At 65.0% G+C, this 14795-nt stretch carries 20 protein-coding genes and 1 pseudogene; 20 read left to right on the forward strand and 1 reads right to left on the reverse strand.

What is annotated here, in order from left to right:
• The 11 genes and pseudogenes from C8J46_RS20705 to C8J46_RS04190 all read left to right on the forward strand — a co-directional run.
• Positions 1–609 (forward strand): annotated as a pseudogene (locus C8J46_RS20705) (hypothetical protein); the annotation flags it as partial.
• 32 nt (positions 610–641) lie between these two features.
• Positions 642–881, forward strand: coding sequence for a hypothetical protein (locus C8J46_RS04145; protein ID WP_132735401.1), 240 nt, complete (start codon positions 642–644; stop codon positions 879–881).
• Between the two features lie 76 nt (positions 882–957).
• Positions 958–1527 carry a phage baseplate assembly protein V gene (locus tag C8J46_RS04150; protein WP_132736800.1) on the forward strand — a complete coding sequence of 190 codons (570 nt, stop codon included), beginning with the start codon at positions 958–960 and terminating at the stop codon, positions 1525–1527.
• A gap of 5 nt (positions 1528–1532) precedes the next feature.
• Complete coding sequence (locus C8J46_RS04155; protein ID WP_347812371.1) at positions 1533–1892, forward strand: GPW/gp25 family protein; 360 nt, start codon at positions 1533–1535, stop codon at positions 1890–1892.
• Between the two features lie 10 nt (positions 1893–1902).
• Complete coding sequence (locus C8J46_RS04160) at positions 1903–3072, forward strand: phage tail sheath subtilisin-like domain-containing protein (protein WP_132735405.1); 1170 nt, start codon at positions 1903–1905, stop codon at positions 3070–3072.
• A 38-nt stretch (positions 3073–3110) separates the two neighbouring features.
• Positions 3111–3617, forward strand: a complete 507-nt coding sequence (locus C8J46_RS04165; RefSeq protein ID WP_132735407.1) for a phage major tail tube protein — start codon at positions 3111–3113, stop codon at positions 3615–3617.
• 61 nt (positions 3618–3678) lie between these two features.
• A complete protein-coding gene (locus C8J46_RS04170; protein WP_132735409.1) occupies positions 3679–3984 on the forward strand; it encodes a phage tail assembly protein in 306 nt (101 codons plus the stop codon).
• Positions 3985–3995: 11 nt separating this feature from the next.
• A complete protein-coding gene (locus C8J46_RS04175) occupies positions 3996–4112 on the forward strand; it encodes a GpE family phage tail protein (protein WP_132735411.1) in 117 nt (38 codons plus the stop codon).
• Positions 4113–4116: 4 nt separating this feature from the next.
• Complete coding sequence (locus C8J46_RS04180; protein ID WP_132735413.1) at positions 4117–6648, forward strand: phage tail tape measure protein; 2532 nt, start codon at positions 4117–4119, stop codon at positions 6646–6648.
• A gap of 2 nt (positions 6649–6650) precedes the next feature.
• Positions 6651–7043: a phage tail protein gene (locus C8J46_RS04185; protein WP_243643254.1), complete on the forward strand. Its 393-nt coding sequence runs from the start codon at positions 6651–6653 to the stop codon at positions 7041–7043.
• A complete protein-coding gene (locus tag C8J46_RS04190) occupies positions 7040–8050 on the forward strand; it encodes a contractile injection system protein, VgrG/Pvc8 family (protein WP_132735415.1) in 1011 nt (336 codons plus the stop codon). Before C8J46_RS04185 ends, C8J46_RS04190 begins: the two co-directional genes overlap by 4 nt.
• A gap of 170 nt (positions 8051–8220) precedes the next feature.
• On the opposite strand, the gene C8J46_RS04195 is transcribed toward C8J46_RS04190, so the two are convergent.
• Complete coding sequence (locus tag C8J46_RS04195; protein ID WP_132735417.1) at positions 8221–8883, reverse strand: S24 family peptidase; 663 nt, start codon at positions 8881–8883, stop codon at positions 8221–8223.
• A gap of 83 nt (positions 8884–8966) precedes the next feature.
• On the opposite strand from C8J46_RS04195, the gene C8J46_RS04200 reads away from it, so the two are divergent.
• The 9 genes from C8J46_RS04200 to C8J46_RS21385 all read left to right on the forward strand — a co-directional run bounded on the left by C8J46_RS04200 (position 8967) and on the right by C8J46_RS21385 (position 14659).
• Positions 8967–9266, forward strand: coding sequence for a YdaS family helix-turn-helix protein (locus C8J46_RS04200; RefSeq protein ID WP_132735419.1), 300 nt, complete (start codon positions 8967–8969; stop codon positions 9264–9266).
• Complete coding sequence (locus C8J46_RS04205; protein WP_132735420.1) at positions 9263–9757, forward strand: hypothetical protein; 495 nt, start codon at positions 9263–9265, stop codon at positions 9755–9757. The genes C8J46_RS04200 and C8J46_RS04205 overlap by 4 nt, the downstream gene beginning before the upstream one ends.
• Complete coding sequence (locus C8J46_RS04210; RefSeq protein WP_132735421.1) at positions 9754–10092, forward strand: ogr/Delta-like zinc finger family protein; 339 nt, start codon at positions 9754–9756, stop codon at positions 10090–10092. The genes C8J46_RS04205 and C8J46_RS04210 overlap by 4 nt, the downstream gene beginning before the upstream one ends.
• A 106-nt stretch (positions 10093–10198) precedes the next feature.
• Complete coding sequence (locus C8J46_RS04215; RefSeq protein ID WP_132735422.1) at positions 10199–12913, forward strand: toprim domain-containing protein; 2715 nt, start codon at positions 10199–10201, stop codon at positions 12911–12913.
• A 68-nt stretch (positions 12914–12981) separates the two neighbouring features.
• Positions 12982–13350: a helix-turn-helix domain-containing protein gene (locus C8J46_RS04220; RefSeq protein ID WP_165886449.1), complete on the forward strand. Its 369-nt coding sequence runs from the start codon at positions 12982–12984 to the stop codon at positions 13348–13350.
• Positions 13350–13532 (forward strand): hypothetical protein, encoded by a 183-nt coding sequence (locus C8J46_RS04225; protein ID WP_132735425.1) that lies wholly within the window; start codon positions 13350–13352, stop codon positions 13530–13532. Before C8J46_RS04220 ends, C8J46_RS04225 begins: the two co-directional genes overlap by 1 nt.
• 119 nt (positions 13533–13651) lie before the next feature.
• Complete coding sequence (locus tag C8J46_RS04230) at positions 13652–13897, forward strand: DUF2312 domain-containing protein (protein ID WP_243643255.1); 246 nt, start codon at positions 13652–13654, stop codon at positions 13895–13897.
• Between the two features lie 103 nt (positions 13898–14000).
• A complete protein-coding gene (locus C8J46_RS04235; RefSeq protein ID WP_132735427.1) occupies positions 14001–14534 on the forward strand; it encodes a hypothetical protein in 534 nt (177 codons plus the stop codon).
• The gene (locus C8J46_RS21385; protein ID WP_279388889.1) at positions 14531–14659 is read left to right on the forward strand and encodes a hypothetical protein; all 129 of its coding nucleotides are present in this window, start codon (positions 14531–14533) and stop codon (positions 14657–14659) included. The genes C8J46_RS04235 and C8J46_RS21385 overlap by 4 nt, the downstream gene beginning before the upstream one ends.
• Positions 14660–14795: the final 136 nt, after the last annotated feature.

Here is a 14795-nt window from a genome sequence, read left to right on the forward strand (position 1 = left end):
ACGGCACAAGGGCAGAGCGCAGCCCCATCGGCGTTCTACGTCTCGAAGAACAGCAGCACCGGGCGGTCGATCAACGCGGCCGGCACGATCAACGCCAGCGGCGCTGACTATGCCGAGTATATGCAGAAGGCGGAGGGTTGCGGCCCGATCGCGGCGGGCGACGCCTGCGGCGTTGACGCGAACGGCGAATTGGTGACGAGCTGGTCGCAGGCGCTAAGCTTCGTCGTAAAGTCGGACCAGCCGGGGTTCGTCGGCAACGATAACTATGGCGCGCACCTCGGCGAACGCCCTACCGAGCCGACCGACGAAACCGCACACGACTTCGCGGTCGCGTATGACGCCTATGTCGCGGATCTGGCGGCGTTTGAGGACGCCCTCGAGGCGGCACGCGCGAACGTCGATCGGATCGCGTTTTGCGGGCAGGTGCCGGTGACGGTCAGCAGCCCGTTCGCCGTCGGCGATTACGTCGTCGCGACCGAGGAAAGCGGCGCGATCACCGCCGTCGCCATCCCGTCCGCCAAGATCACCTTCGCCCAGTATCGCAAGCGCCTCGGCAAAGTCTGGGCGGTGCGTGACGGGCGCGCGTGGATCGACGTCCAGCACGGCTGAGCCATTCCCGTACCCTATAGAAAGGATCACCCATGAAGATCACGATCGGCGAGTATGATGCCGCTTCCCGCACCGTCACCGCCACCTTCGCCAGCGGCGACGTCGTCCACGACCGCAGCGTGAACGCCTGCCACGACAAGTCCGGCGCGTATGATCCGGTCGCGACTGCTGCTCGCGTCGATGAGGTCGGCCGGGGCGTGGCGGTAAAGATCGGCCTGGGGGTTATCGCCAATGTCCCCGAGGCCGATCCGGAGCCGACCGCGGCGGAATGACCCTTCGGGTGTGGGATCGCATTCCACACCCGCACGACCGCGCGCAGGCCGGATCGCCGCGCCAATGTCCCGCGTCATGACCGCGCTCACCGATCCCCGCCGTATCATCGGCAACATCGTCCGCATCGGCACGATCGAGTCCGTCGATCTTGCCGATGCAACGTGCCGCGTGCGCGTGGGCGAGATCGTGACCGGCGATGTTTGCTGGATCGTCCAGCGCGCCGGTAACACCCGCATCTGGTCGCCGCCAACGGTCGGCGAACAATGCCTGCTGATCTGCCCCGAGGGCGACACCGATGGCGGCGTCGCGATCCTCGGCCTGTTTTCCGACGCCATGCCTGCCCCGTCGAGCGACGACATCGATCTGATCCGGTTCGGCGACGGCGCGATTCTGTCCTATGACGCGACGGCGCACCTGCTCGTTGCGCAGCTCCCCCCAGGCGGAAAGATGCAGGTCGACGCGCCGGGCGGCGTGACGATCACCGGGCCTGTCCAGATCACCGGTCCCGTCTCGATCACCGGCAACGTCGACATCACCGGCAAGGCCACCGCGAGCGATGACGTGGTCGGCGGTGGCAAGAGCCTCAAGAGCCACAAGCACATCGGCGTCCAGACGGGCGGCGGTGTTTCGGGAACGCCGCAGTGAACGGCATGAGCGCTGCAACCGGCAAGCTGCTCGATGGCGTCGCGCACATCCGCCAGTCGATCGGCGACATCCTTTCGACGCCGATCGGCACGCGCGTCGCCCGGCGCGATTACGGGTCGCTGCTTCCCGAGCTGGTCGACCAGCCGATGAACGCGCTCGGCCGCATGCGTCTGATGGCGGCAACCGCATTGGCGATCCAGCGCTGGGAACCGCGCGTCAAACTGTCAGCCGTCGCGATTCAGCAGACCGGCCCCGCCGCCTTCGCCGCGGTGCTCGACTGCCAGCGCACCGACGTCACCGGTCCGAACGCCCACGCCCGTCTCACCGTCCCGCTGCCGAGCAGCAGCATCACCGTTTACGCCTGAAGGAGCCACCATGCACGGCATCACCATCACCGAACAGACCGAGGGCGCGCGTTCGCTCGTCCTGACCGCAACCGCGGTTATCGGTCTGGTTGCGACCGCGACCGCGCCCGCCGGTGCGGCAACGGAAGCGCTCGACGCGGCCTTCCCGCTCAACCGTCCCGTCCTCGTCGTTGACCTCGAGGCGGCGATCGGCGTCGCCGGCACGACCGGCACGCTGGCATCGACGCTCCGCGCCATTGCCGATCAGGCGAAGGCGCCGGTCGTCGTCGTCCGCGTCTCGGCTGGCGCGGACGCAGCGACGACCAGCGCGAACGTCATCGGCACCACCGTCAACGGTGTGAAGACCGGCATGCAGGCGCTTCTGTCGGCTGAATCGCAGCTCGGCATGAAACCGCGGATCCTTGGCGCGCCAGGTCTCGACACGCAGGCGGTCACCACGGCGCTGGTCGTCATCGCGCAGAAGCTGCGCGGGTTCGTTTACGCCGCGGCGATCGGCGCGGACATCACCGCGGTGGTCGCATACCGGGCCAACTTCGGCGCACGCGAGCTGATGCTCATCCATCCCGACTTCATTGCTTTCGACACGCGGGTCGCCGCCAACGCGACCAGCTATGCCGTCGCCCGCGCGCTCGGCCTTCGTGCCCGCATCGATCAGGAGCAGGGCTTCCACAAGTCGCTGTCCAACGTGACGGTCGAGGGCGTCGTCGGTCTCACCAAGGACATCCAGTTCGACGTTCAGGATGCGAACAGCGACGCCGCGCGCCTGAATGACAAGCAGGTCACCGCGCTGGTCCGTGCCGGCGGTGGCTTCCGCTTCTGGGGCAACCGCAGCTGTATCGATCCGACGTCGCCCTTCAGCTTCGAGACCGCCACGCGCACCGCGCAGGTCCTGCTCGACACGATCGGCGCGGGCATGATGTGGGCGATCGACAAGCCGCTGCGACCGAGCCTCGCCAAAGACATCGTCGAGACCATCAACATCTCGATCGCCGGCATGGTCACCGCCGGGCAGCTCATTGGCGGCAAGGCGTGGTTCGTCGCGGACAAGAACCCGGCGTCCAGCCTCGCCCAGGGCAGGCTGTCGATCGACTATAATTTCACGCCGGTCCCGCCGCTCGAAAACCTGCTTCTCACCCAGCGGATCACCGACACGTATCTCGCCGACTTCACCGTCGCCTGATCGCCCCCGCTTCCCAGATCCGAACTTAGGAGCCGACCATGGCACTACCCCGCAAACTGAAGAACATGAACCTGTTCAACGAAGGCCGTAGCTATCTGGCCGAGGTCCCCTTGGTCACGCTGCCCAAGCTGACCCGCAAGCTCGAGGAGTATCGCGGCGGGGGCATGGACGGCACCGTCAAGCTCGACATGGGCGCAGACGCAATGGAGCTGGAATTCACCGCCGGCGGGCCGCTGCGCGACGTACTGCTGCAGACCACCGCCGCAGCGATCGGCGGGATCTTCCTGCGCTTTGCCGGTCAGTACCAGAACGATTCGGCGGGCACGTCCGACGCCGTCGAGGTGACCGTGCGCGGTCGTCACGAAGAGATCGACATGGGCGAGCAGAAGGTCGGCGAGGGCGGCGAGTTCAAGGTCAAGATGGCGCTCGTCTACTACCGCCTCGAGTGGAACGGCGAGGTGCTGATCGAGATCGACGTCCTCAACATGATCCACATCGTCGGTGGCGTCGATCGTCTCGCGGACATGCGCGACATCATCCTGTGAGGAAGCCCCGGCGCCAGCGCCGGGCTTCATGATCCTCCCCGCTTAATCCACGGAATTTCCCATGACCGACACCCGCCCCGAACTCGCCACCGTCAATCTCGACTTCCCCTTCACCCGCGGCGATCAGACGATCGACAAGGTGCAAGTCCGCCGGCCTCGCTCGGGCGAGCTGCGCGGCCTCAACATCGCCGATCTGGTGCAGATGAATGTGGCTGCGACCGCCAAGCTGCTGCCGCGCATCACCATGCCGCCCCTGACCGACACCGAGATCAACAATCTCGATCCCGCCGACCTGACGCAGTTCGGCATGGAAATTCAGGATTTTTTGTTGCCGAAAGCAGCGAAGGAACAGGGCTCCCAGGACTGATCGACGACGCGATGGCGGATCTCGCGATCGTTTTCCATTGGCCCCCCGCCGCCATGGACGAAATGATGATCGCCGACCTGATGCGCTGGCGCGCGCGCGCGGCCGAGCGGCACAACCCGGAAAGCTGACGCCATGGACCGCAACCTCCGGATCCGCATGCTGCTCGAGGCGAGCGACAAGGTCACCAAGCCCTTGCGCGATATCGTCGGCGGATCCGCGAAGGCGGCAGCGGCCCTGAAGATCACGCGACAGGGGCTGAAGGATCTGAGCGCGCAGGCGCGTGCCATTGGCGAGTTCAAGCTCGGGCAGGTCAAAGGCGGCGAGATGTTCGCGCAGATCGACGATGCCCGCCGCCATATCCGGGGCTTGCGCGACGAGATCGCGCGGACCGAGACGCCGACCAAGCGCATGACGAACGCGCTCGCCGCGGCCGAGGCAAAGGAGCGCAAGCTCGTTGGCGCGAGCGAGGAACACAGCGCCCAGCTCGTAAAGATGCGGGGGGCGCTGACGTCGGCCGGTGTCGATGTGCAGAACCTCGGCGCGCACGAGCAGCGCCTGCGCGACAACATCGCCGCAACGACCGCGACGATGGGCCGGCAGCGCGCTGAGTTCGACCGCCTTGACGAGCGCCAGACTCGCTTTGCGAGGGCGCGCGCGGGGTTCGCGCGGACGCAGAACATGGCGACCGGGATCGCCGCGGGCGGCGCGGCGGGCATTGCCACAGGTCGAACGCTGGCACGACCGATCCTCGGTGCGGTCGAGGACGCGCAGGCATATCAGTCGGTCATGACCGACATCGCCCAGAAGGCGGATCTCGGCCGCGACCGTGCCGACCGCATGGGGCGCAACCTGCTGGCGGCTGCGCGCGCCGCGAACCAGATGCCGGACGAACTTCAAAAGGGCGTCGACACACTGGCGGGGTTCGGCCTCGATCCGACCAAGGCGGTCGCGATGATGAAGCCGATCGGGCGCGCGGCGACCGCGTACAAGGCCGAGATCGCCGATCTGTCCGCCGCGGCGTTTGCCGCCAACGACAATCTGAAGGTGCCGATCGAGCAGACCGGCCGCGTGATCGACATCATGGCGCAGGCGGGCAAAAGCGGTGCGTTCGAGATCAAGGATATGGCGGGTGCGTTCCCGGCGCTGACCGCCGGCTATCAGGCGCTCGGCCAGACCGGTACCGGCGCGGTCGCCGATCTTGCTGCGGCGCTGCAGATCGCGCGCAAGGGTGCGGGCGATTCGTCGACCGCGGCCTCGAACGTCGCCAACATCATCCAGAAAATCGCGTCGCCGGCCACGATCAAAGCCTTTTCCAAGTTCGGTATCGATCTGCCAAATGCGCTGAAGAAGGCGTATGCCGAGGGCAAGACACCGCTCGAGGCGATTGCCGAGTTGACGAAGAAGGCGACGGGCGGCGACGTTGGCAAGATCGGCTTCCTCTTCGAGGACGCCCAGGTGCAGCAGGGTCTCCGTCCGCTGATCCAGAACTTGGAGGAATATCGCCGGATCCGCGCGACCGCGGCCGGCGCGAAGGGCACGACCGACACCGACTTCGCCGAGCGCATGAAGGACTCGGCCGAGCAGACCAAGCAGCTCAAGATCAACGCGCAGGTGCTTTCGGTGTCGCTGGGCTCCATGCTGCTGCCGGCGGTCAATGCGATCACGCAGCGCGCCTCCGTTCTTGCTAGCGGCCTAGCGCGATGGACCGAACGTCATCCTGCGCTGGCCAAGGCTATCGCGATCAGCGCGGCGGTACTCGCCTTGCTTTTCATCGTCCTCGGCGGTGCGGCGATCGTCATCGCGGCAATCATGGGACCGATCGCCATTCTGAACGCTGGGCTAATCGCCATGGGCGTGGCGGGCGGAACCGCATCGATCGGGCTGCTGCCGATCCTTGGCACCGTCCTCGCGATCGTCGCGGTGATCGCGCTGCTCGCAGCGGCGGTATACCTGATCTACGCGAACTGGGGTCCGATCACCGCGTGGTTCAGCTCGTTATGGCAGGGGATCGTCGGCGTCGTCACCGGCGTCCTCGGCTGGTTTAGCGCTCTGCCCGCGCGTTTCGGCGAGTTCGGGCGGAATATGATCGCCGGATTGATCGGCGGGATCGTCGGTATGCTGGGGGCGCTGAAAGCGACGGTCGTCGGAGCCGCGTCGTCGGCCGCGAACTGGTTCAAACGAAAACTCGATATCAATTCGCCATCGCGCGTGTTCACCGGCTTCGGTGGGTTCATGATGCAGGGGCTGAGCAACGGAATTGAGCGAGGATCTGGGGACCCCATTCGTCGAATCGACCGTCTGTCGCGCAACCTTACCGGTGCCATGTCCGCCGCCTCGCTACGCCCGCCCGGTATGATGACTGACGAAGATGCACCGGTACGCCGGGTCGATCGTCTGTCGCGACGTCTCACCGCCGCGCTTGCGATCGGCTCCGCGCTGCCCGCGCTGACCCCCGCGACTGCTACCACGCCCGCCGGATCCGCAGCCTATGGTCGCGCGGCCCCCCCGCCAGCGCCGATCACGATCAACGTCTACGGCGCGCCGGGGCAAAGCGAGCAGGCGCTCGCCGCAGCGGTCGAGCGCGCCCTCGAGCGCTATCAAAGCCGCCAGCGTGCCATGTCGCGATCGTCCTTCTCCGACACACCTGATGGAGCCGACCAGTGAACATGATGGCCCTTGGCATGTTCGTCTTCTCGCTGCCGACGCTGGCCTATCAGGAGATGCAGCGCAAAAGTGCTTGGCGCCACGCGCGCAGCGGCCGGATCGGCGCGATCGACGCGACACAGTTCGTCGGCCGCGAGAACGATACGATCAGCCTGTCGGGCACCGCCTTTGCCGAGCTGATGGCAGGACGCGCATCGCTCGACGATCTGCGGGATATGGCGGCGAAGGGCGAAGCGTGGTCGCTGATCGATGGCACCGGGCGGGTGTACGGTGCCTTCGTCATCACCGGCATCAACGAGGGCATGAAGGAGATTTTCGCGGACGGCACGCCGCGCAAGATCGACTTCACCGTCGACCTGCTCGAGATCGCCGATAGCGCGACTGGTGCGGCGTGACCGCGGTCAACAACGTCCCCGACTTCAAGGTCACACTCGACGGCACCGACCTCACCGATCGTATCCGTCCGCGCCTGATCTCGCTGCGCCTAAGCGAGAAACGGGGTGGCGATGCCGACCAGCTCGAGATCACCGTCGACGATTCCGACGGCAAGCTCGCGGTGCCACGTGCCGGCGCAACGCTGACGGTACAGCTTGGCTGGTCTGCCGGTGCCGACGTGACGGTCGGTCTGGTCGACAAGGGCAAATTCACCGTCGACGAGATCGAGCATAGCGGCCCGCCCGACCAGATCACGATTCGCGCTCGAGCGGCTGACTTCACCAGCGCCATTGCCACCCGGCGCGAGAAGAGCTGGCACGACACGACGCTCGGTGCGATCGTCAAGGAGATCGCCGGTCGTAACAAGCTGACGCCCCGCTGCGCGCCCGCACTGGCGTCGATTGCAGTCAAGGCGATGGCGCAGACCCGGGAAAGCGATATTGCGCTCCTGCGCCGGCTCGGGCGAGAGAATGACGCCGTCGCGACGGTAAAGGGAGGCGCGCTGATACTCGCGCCCACTGGCGCGGCCACGACCGCGACCGGCGCGGCGATCCCGGGTATCACGATCCGCCGCGGCGACGGCGACCGGCACAGCTTCAGGATCAAGAAACGCGACGAGGCTGGCAGCGTCTCGGCCGACTGGCACGACCGTAAGGGCGCGAAGAAGAGGACCGTCACGGTCGGCACCGGCACCGGCGAGACCAAGCAGCTCGCGCGCACCTACTCGTCCGAGGATGCCGCCCGCCGCGCCGCGACTGCCGAGCAGGGCCGCGCCGCGCGCGAGCCGCGCACACTGGACCTCGGGCTCGCCCTCGGCCGTTTGGAGATCTACCCCGACCGACCGGTGACGGTTGCCGGTTTCAAGGCCGAGGTCGATGCAGTGAAATGGCTCGTGTCAGATGTATCGCACGAGCTATTCGCAGACCGCGGGTTCACAACCGCGATCACGCTCGAAAGCGCAGCTTAATTTAGCCAATATCAGAGCATTACCAGCCCGACGATTACGATCACGGATAGTATGCCAACGACAAACAAACAGCCCAAGTAGTTCGCGCATGACCGCCTGACCACTTTCCAATCGGTGGGCGCGTCGTAATCTACCATAAACCCCTTAACCCCCTGCAATGGTCGGCAAATTTACATCCTACGCCCGATGAAGATTACTCGCCCAACTATTCTAATCTCGTCTGGGGCGACTTCGTCAGGCGGCACCATGGGGTTGTCCGAAAGGAGCGCGATGCGGCCAGATGGGCGCATTCTGAGGCGTTTTATCATCGCAGCGTCACCCATGAGAACTGCCCAAAGGACGTCCTGCTCACGAAACCGATTCTGCGTTTTATCGATCAGGACGATGTCGCCATCCAGCATCGTGGGCATCATCGAGTCGCCGCGCCCGCGCGCGAAAAATAGATGAGCCGGCGGTGCATCGGTAAGGGTGGCAAGCCATGCCCGAGGAAACCGTCGCTGTGTGGTCTCAACCGATACCTGGTCTGTGTAGGTCTCGCCAAGCCCGAACGCCAAATCGATCTCGTCGATCGTAACAAGGTCTAAAATATCGGCGATCACGTCTTCGGTCGGAAGTAGCATTGCGCCCTCGTCCGGATCCTCAACCTGTCCTGCCAAGTAGGCTGGTGTCGTACCAAGCTCTTCAGCGATCCGGCCTATATTTGGTGAGCTTCGCGAGCTTCCGTTTACCAGCTTCCCGATAGCCTGCTGCGAGATACCTACCCGACGTGCCAGCTCCGCTTGGCTGATACCCTTTTCGCGCATGCGCAATGCGAGGCGTTCCATCGAAATCATTGCGTAGACCTACAACCAAAGTTTATTTTTAAAACTGAAGGCTAGATGTTGACCTACAAACATCTGTGGTTGTAGGTGGTTGTATGCACACGCAAGCAACCCCGTTCGAAGCGCTTCAAGCTGCCGTGACCCGCGCAGGGTCACAATCCGCACTAGCTCGCGTATGTGGCGTATCGCAGACCGCCGTGTGGAAGTGGATCCAGAGCGGCAAGCGCCTTCCCGCAGAGCTTTGCCTCGTTGTCGAGCGTGAGACGGGGGTGTCCAAGCATCTTCTGCGTCCTGATATCTATCCGGCTGAGCCGACCACCTATGCAGTACCGGAACAGGCGGTTGAGATCGCGTGCGATCGGCCGGCGGTTTCGCACCGGATTGCGCGCGCATGACCAATATCCGCACACCCCACACGTTCGCTGACGCCATGACGCGCGTCGCTGGGGTGCTAACCTTCGCGACATGCCGGAAGATCGTGAAACGGTCGGATCGGTGCGTACGCAACTGGTCGGAAGAAACCACGACCAAGCGGCCGACGATTGAACAGGCCCTCAAGTTCGATGTCGCATATCGGCTCGCAGGCGGGGACGGCTCCCCGTTCCTGGATGCATTCGCGCATCAACTTGACGTTATCATCACCGAAGCAACCGCGTGCCAACGGGAACTGGCAAACGATATCGCCACCTTCGCTCGTGAATCGGGTGAAGCCATCGCGGCCGGGCTGGCCGTTACCAATTCCAATGCCTCGGTGCGCGACATCTACCGCGCTGTCGCAGAGGTCGAGCACGCTGAGAGCGCGATAGCCGCGATCCGGCGTAGGCTCGCGAGTTTCGTAACGTTCGGCGCGGGGTCGAAAGCAGCGAAAATCGGGGGGACCCAATGACTATCTCGAAGCCTACCAAGCACAGAATTCCCGGCCTTTCCTGCCCGCATTGCGACGGTCCGGCTGGCATCCGTAACAGCGCGGCATTGACCACGACGGTTCGTCACATTCGCTATCGCTGCGAGAATGACGAGTGCGGTCACGTCTTCGTCGCCGAGCTGCAGGTCATTCGCACGATCGTGCCGAGCGCTCGCCCGAACCCGGAGATCCGCCTCCCTTTCTCGAACCCGAACGTCTGCCGGACGCGACCACTGCCGGCGAATGACGACACCCGTACACCCGCCAACGACGACGTCGTGACGTTGCCGGCAGCGACCACCCCCGTCCCTAGCTGATCCCCCGCGGCACCCGCCGCGACCGACCCCGCACTGCCTCGATCCACCCGGCGCGACCCTGTCGCCGGGAACGCCCTCCGCTTGTCCGAAAGAATTGCCCCCTCCCATGCGTTCAGATCTGCACAAAGACCTGCTGCTCCGACTGAAGGCCGACTTCGGTCTGCAGGTGAAGGGCACCTACCTGCGCGGCGGTCGATGCCCGTCCGAGCATGGCGGTTGCGGCAAGAAGGACGTACTGTGGTCCAACGCCGAAAAGCCGTGGATCCTGCGCTGCGGACGCGCCGATAAATGCGGCGAGACGTTCGCTGTAAAGTCGCTCTACCCCGAGATTTTCGACGACTGGTCGAAGCGCCACGTCAAGACGCCTGAGGCCCCGAACGCCGCGGCTGACGCCTACCTATCCCACGCCCGCGGTTTCGATCTGCTCGGCCTGCGCGGCCTCTACACGCAGGACGCGTATCATGATCGCAAGCTCGGCATCGGATCGGCGACCGTCCGGTTCCCGCTGCCCGGTGGCACCTACTGGGAGCGCCTGATCGACCAGCCGGGACGGTTCGGTGACAAGAAGGCGAACTTCGCGTTCGGCGGATCCTACAAGGGCGAATGGTGGTCGATGCTGCCGATCGAGCAGCTCGCCGCGGCCGACACGATCTGGTGCGTCGAGGGCATCTTCGACTCGATCGCGATGATTCAAACCGGCGGTCAGCCGGCGGTCAGCCTCATGAGCTGCAACAACTACCCGGAGAACGCGCTCGACGCCCTGCGCCGCGCCGCGGCCGACCTCGGCAAGGCACCGCCCAAGATCATATTCGCCTTCGATGTCGGCAAAGCTGGCGTCGGCTTCACTCGCAAATTCGTCAAGCGGGCGCGCGAGGATGGCTGGGAAGCCGGGGCCGCGCAGGTCCGCCCCGATGGCGAAGGCGAAAAGCGCGACTGGAACGATCTCGCGCTCGCCGACGAGCTGACCGAGGAACATCTCGCCGAGTACCTCTACAACGGTGCCGTCACGATCGCGACGGACGCGTCTGAAAAGGCGCTGCTGATCTACAAGCGCAATCGCTACGCGTCCTTCCCGCTCGTTTTTGGTGGGCGTCAGCTTTGGGCCGTCTTCTCGGTCGAGCGCATCAATCAGGTGCAGCAGCAATGGATGGAGAGTGACGACCCCGAGTTCGCCGCCTTCAAGGATATGCCCCCCCAGGACCGGTGGGATCAGGCAGCAGCCGAAGCCATCGACATCACCGAACTCGCCAACTGCGTGTTCCGTACCCTGTATTTCCAGAAGGACCCCGCGCTCGAGGAAGGCGCATACTTCCTCCGCGTCGATTTCCCCTCCGACCGCGCGACCGTGAAGGCGACGTTCTCGGGTTCGGCCGTCACGACCAGCGGCGAGTTCACCAAGCGGCTCGCATCCGTCGCGCCGGGCGCACTGTGGACCGGCACGCAGCCCCAGATCGCGCGCCTCATGCAAATGCAGTGGGGCAATATCCGGACCGTCGAGGCGATCCAGCACACCGGATACTCGGTCGACCATAGCGCGTGGATCTTCGGCGACATCGCCGTTCACAATGGTCGCGTCTTCAATCCCAACGAGGACGACTATTTCGTTCTCGGCAAGCGGTCGGTGAAGCTGCGCACGACGGATCGGCTGCTGCGGATCTCCTACGACGCCGACAAGCTCGATCTGGCATGGGTGCGCGATCTGGTCATGGCGTACCGCGGCAAGGGCATCGTGGTCCTCGCCTTCTGGGTCCTGTCGCTGTTCGCCGAGCAGATCCGCAACATGCAGGACTCGCTGGCGTTCCTCGAGGCGACCGGCTTGCCGGGCACCGGCAAGTCCACCCTGCTCGAATTCCTGTGGAAGCTGTACGGGCGCGCCAATTACGAGGGGTTCGACCCGACGAAGGCCACCGGCGCGGGCATCGCGCGCAGCATGGGGCAGGTCGGCAACCTCCCGGTCGTCCTGATCGAGGCCGATCGCGGAAAGGACAACCCGCACGCCAAGCGGTTCGAATGGGACGAGCTGAAGACGGCTTACAACGGTCGCGCCGTCCGCACTCGCGCCATCGCCAACGCCGGCATGGAAACCTTCGAACCGCCGTTCCGCGGTGCGATTGTCATCGCCCAGAACGACGTCGTCGAGGGCTCGCCAGCCATCACCGAGCGTATCCTCGGCATCCATTTCGACAAGTCGCACTTCAGCGCAGCCGGCAAGGTCGCGGCCGAGCGCCTGTCAGCGATGCCGATGGACGATATCAGCGGCTTTCCCGTCCATATCGCTCGCCGCGAGAAGGATATCCTTGAGCGGTATCGCGCCGCCTTTGCCCACCACGAAGCGGCGATGCTCGCGCACCCTGGCATTCGCAACGGGCGTCTGGCGAAGAACCACGCGCAGCTCGCCGCCATGCTCGACGCCATGCTGCTGGTCGTGAACATCGAACCGGCCGACGTCGGCGAAGCGCACCGCATGATCGTGAACATGCTCGAGCAGCGGCAGAAGGCCGTCGAGACCGACCATCCGCACGTCGAGTGGTTCTGGGAACGGTTCGATCACTTTCGCAGCCTCGAAGGCCCCTCGCCCGACAAGCCGATCAACCACAGCCGCACGCCGGACAAGATCGCCGTCAGCTTGGTCCATTTCGAGCAGCGCTGCGGCGAACTCAACCAGCGCATGCCGTGTGACGCCAACGAGCTGAAGCGCCTGCTGAAGTCGTCGAAAGCCCGCAAATTCGAGGCCGTGAAGACGGTCAACTCGGTCGCCGACAAGTCGGTGAACTGCTGGGTCTTCCGCAACCCCGACCACGCCCAATCCCCCGCGAACTGAAGGATCGCATGATGTTGCACGTCTCCATACCCGCGCGCCGCACAGGGAAGTCCCTTGCCGCCCGCATCATGACACCGGCCAACTACCTCCGTCTACGCCGCAAGGCGTCCGGCCTGACGCTCGAGCAGGTCGCCGAGCGCCTGATGCCCCGCGCCGGCTTCCGCCCCATGGTGGTCGCGTTCCTGCGGATCCTCGAAACCGATGGCTGCACTGCCAGGCATCGTGATCACATCGAGCGGCTGACGTCCGTCTTTCCGCTCGATCCCGACGTCTACTTCCAGCTCGTCACTGATCCCGCCAACAGCCTGCCGTCTATCTGCTCGGGCTGCGGGTGCTCGGCATACGACCCCTGCACAGCCGCTGGCGGCACCTGCCGCTTCGTCGCACCCGATGCGTGCGATCGGTGCCTGACCAACGCCAATCGGCGGGCAGCATAATGGCGAGCCTCCCGATCCACCCCATGACGTGCGGCTGCGACCGCTGCCCGCGCCCGGCCGACGACGAGGGTTTCCAGACCTTCGTCATGATCGTCAGCGGCCTCGGCACCGGTGCCATCCTGATCGGCCCGATCGAGGCCGTCCGCATCCTTTCCCCCCTCGTAGCGGAGTTGATCCGATGAACATGATGACGATGCGCACCGTGCGCGATGCCGGCGGGATGGTCCGCCACATGCCGACCGCGTTCGTGCCCAACGCGCCCGCCAAGGGCGGCAAGAAGGCGCGGGTCGTCCCCGATCCGATCAAGACGAACGGCGAGGGCACGGCAGAAGAGCTGCGCCTGCTGGTCGAGCGCTCCGAACGGATCGTTGAGGAGATCAAGGGTGCGCAGGACGATCTGAAAGACGTCATGGCCGAGGCAAAGGGTCGCGGGTTCGATCCCAAAGCGCTCCGAAAGATCATGGCGATCCGGCTGAAGAAAAAGGAGGAGTTTCAGGAAGAGGAAGCGATCCTCGAGGTCTACCTCCAAGCGCTGGGGATGATCTGATGATCGCGCAGAAAAACGAGCGCTTGTCTCACCTCGCGCGCGTCAGGGTGATCGTTCTCGCAACGGCAACTCCTTGGATCGCCGCCTTCGCGTGGTACCTTTCGTGACCGCCCCTCGCTGGCAGCACGATTACGAGCTGCTCGCCTGCGTCGCCACGCGACTGCATGTGCAGCGGATCGTCGGATATCCCGAGGTGGTCCATGCCGGGCGCATGACCGCCCGCGCCGCGGCCGATGGCATCCGCGTTATGGGTACGATCGCTTGCACATGGTGGGCGATCGCCGAGGGGCACCCTGAGGCTCACTGGACGCAGGACCCCGATCTAGGCGGCGCATGGCTATATGAGCGCATCGCTGCGCTGACGATCGCCGCACGCCACCCCCGCGCCGAGGCGATCGAGCTGCCGAACGATTACGATTTCGTCGGGTTCGCGGACGCGATCGACACGCTGATCTGGTGGGAAACCGCGCAGCCGAGCGCACGCCTAATCGCCGACTGTAACCGCGAGCTTCGTATGCCGGCGCGTCCCGCCGCGATCAGCCCGATCCCGCCCGTCGCGCCGGCCCCCCGCCCTTCCCCAATCGCGCGGGCCGCGTCGCGCGCCGGTCAACCTTTTCTGTTCGGAGTAGCAGCATGACCATCCAGACCACCCCGCCACGCTGGCGGAAATGCAAAGCGACGCTCGCGATCATAGTCGCAATCATCGGTGCCCCGATCGTCATGATCGCGCTGTTCGCCAGCCTTTCCGGGGGGCGGCGGTGAACCAAGACCCGATCCGGTGCGGGATCGCCGACGCGCGATCCATCACCGGGCTTTCCTACAGGACCATTCAGGATCTAGCGTCACGCGGAGCGATTCCCGGCGCATCTAAGCCGTCCGGCCGCTGGATGTTCGTTGT

Source organism: Sphingomonas sp. PP-F2F-A104-K0414 (assembly GCF_004340945.1).
In the GTDB taxonomy this organism is placed as follows: Bacteria; Pseudomonadota; Alphaproteobacteria; order Sphingomonadales; family Sphingomonadaceae; genus Sphingomonas.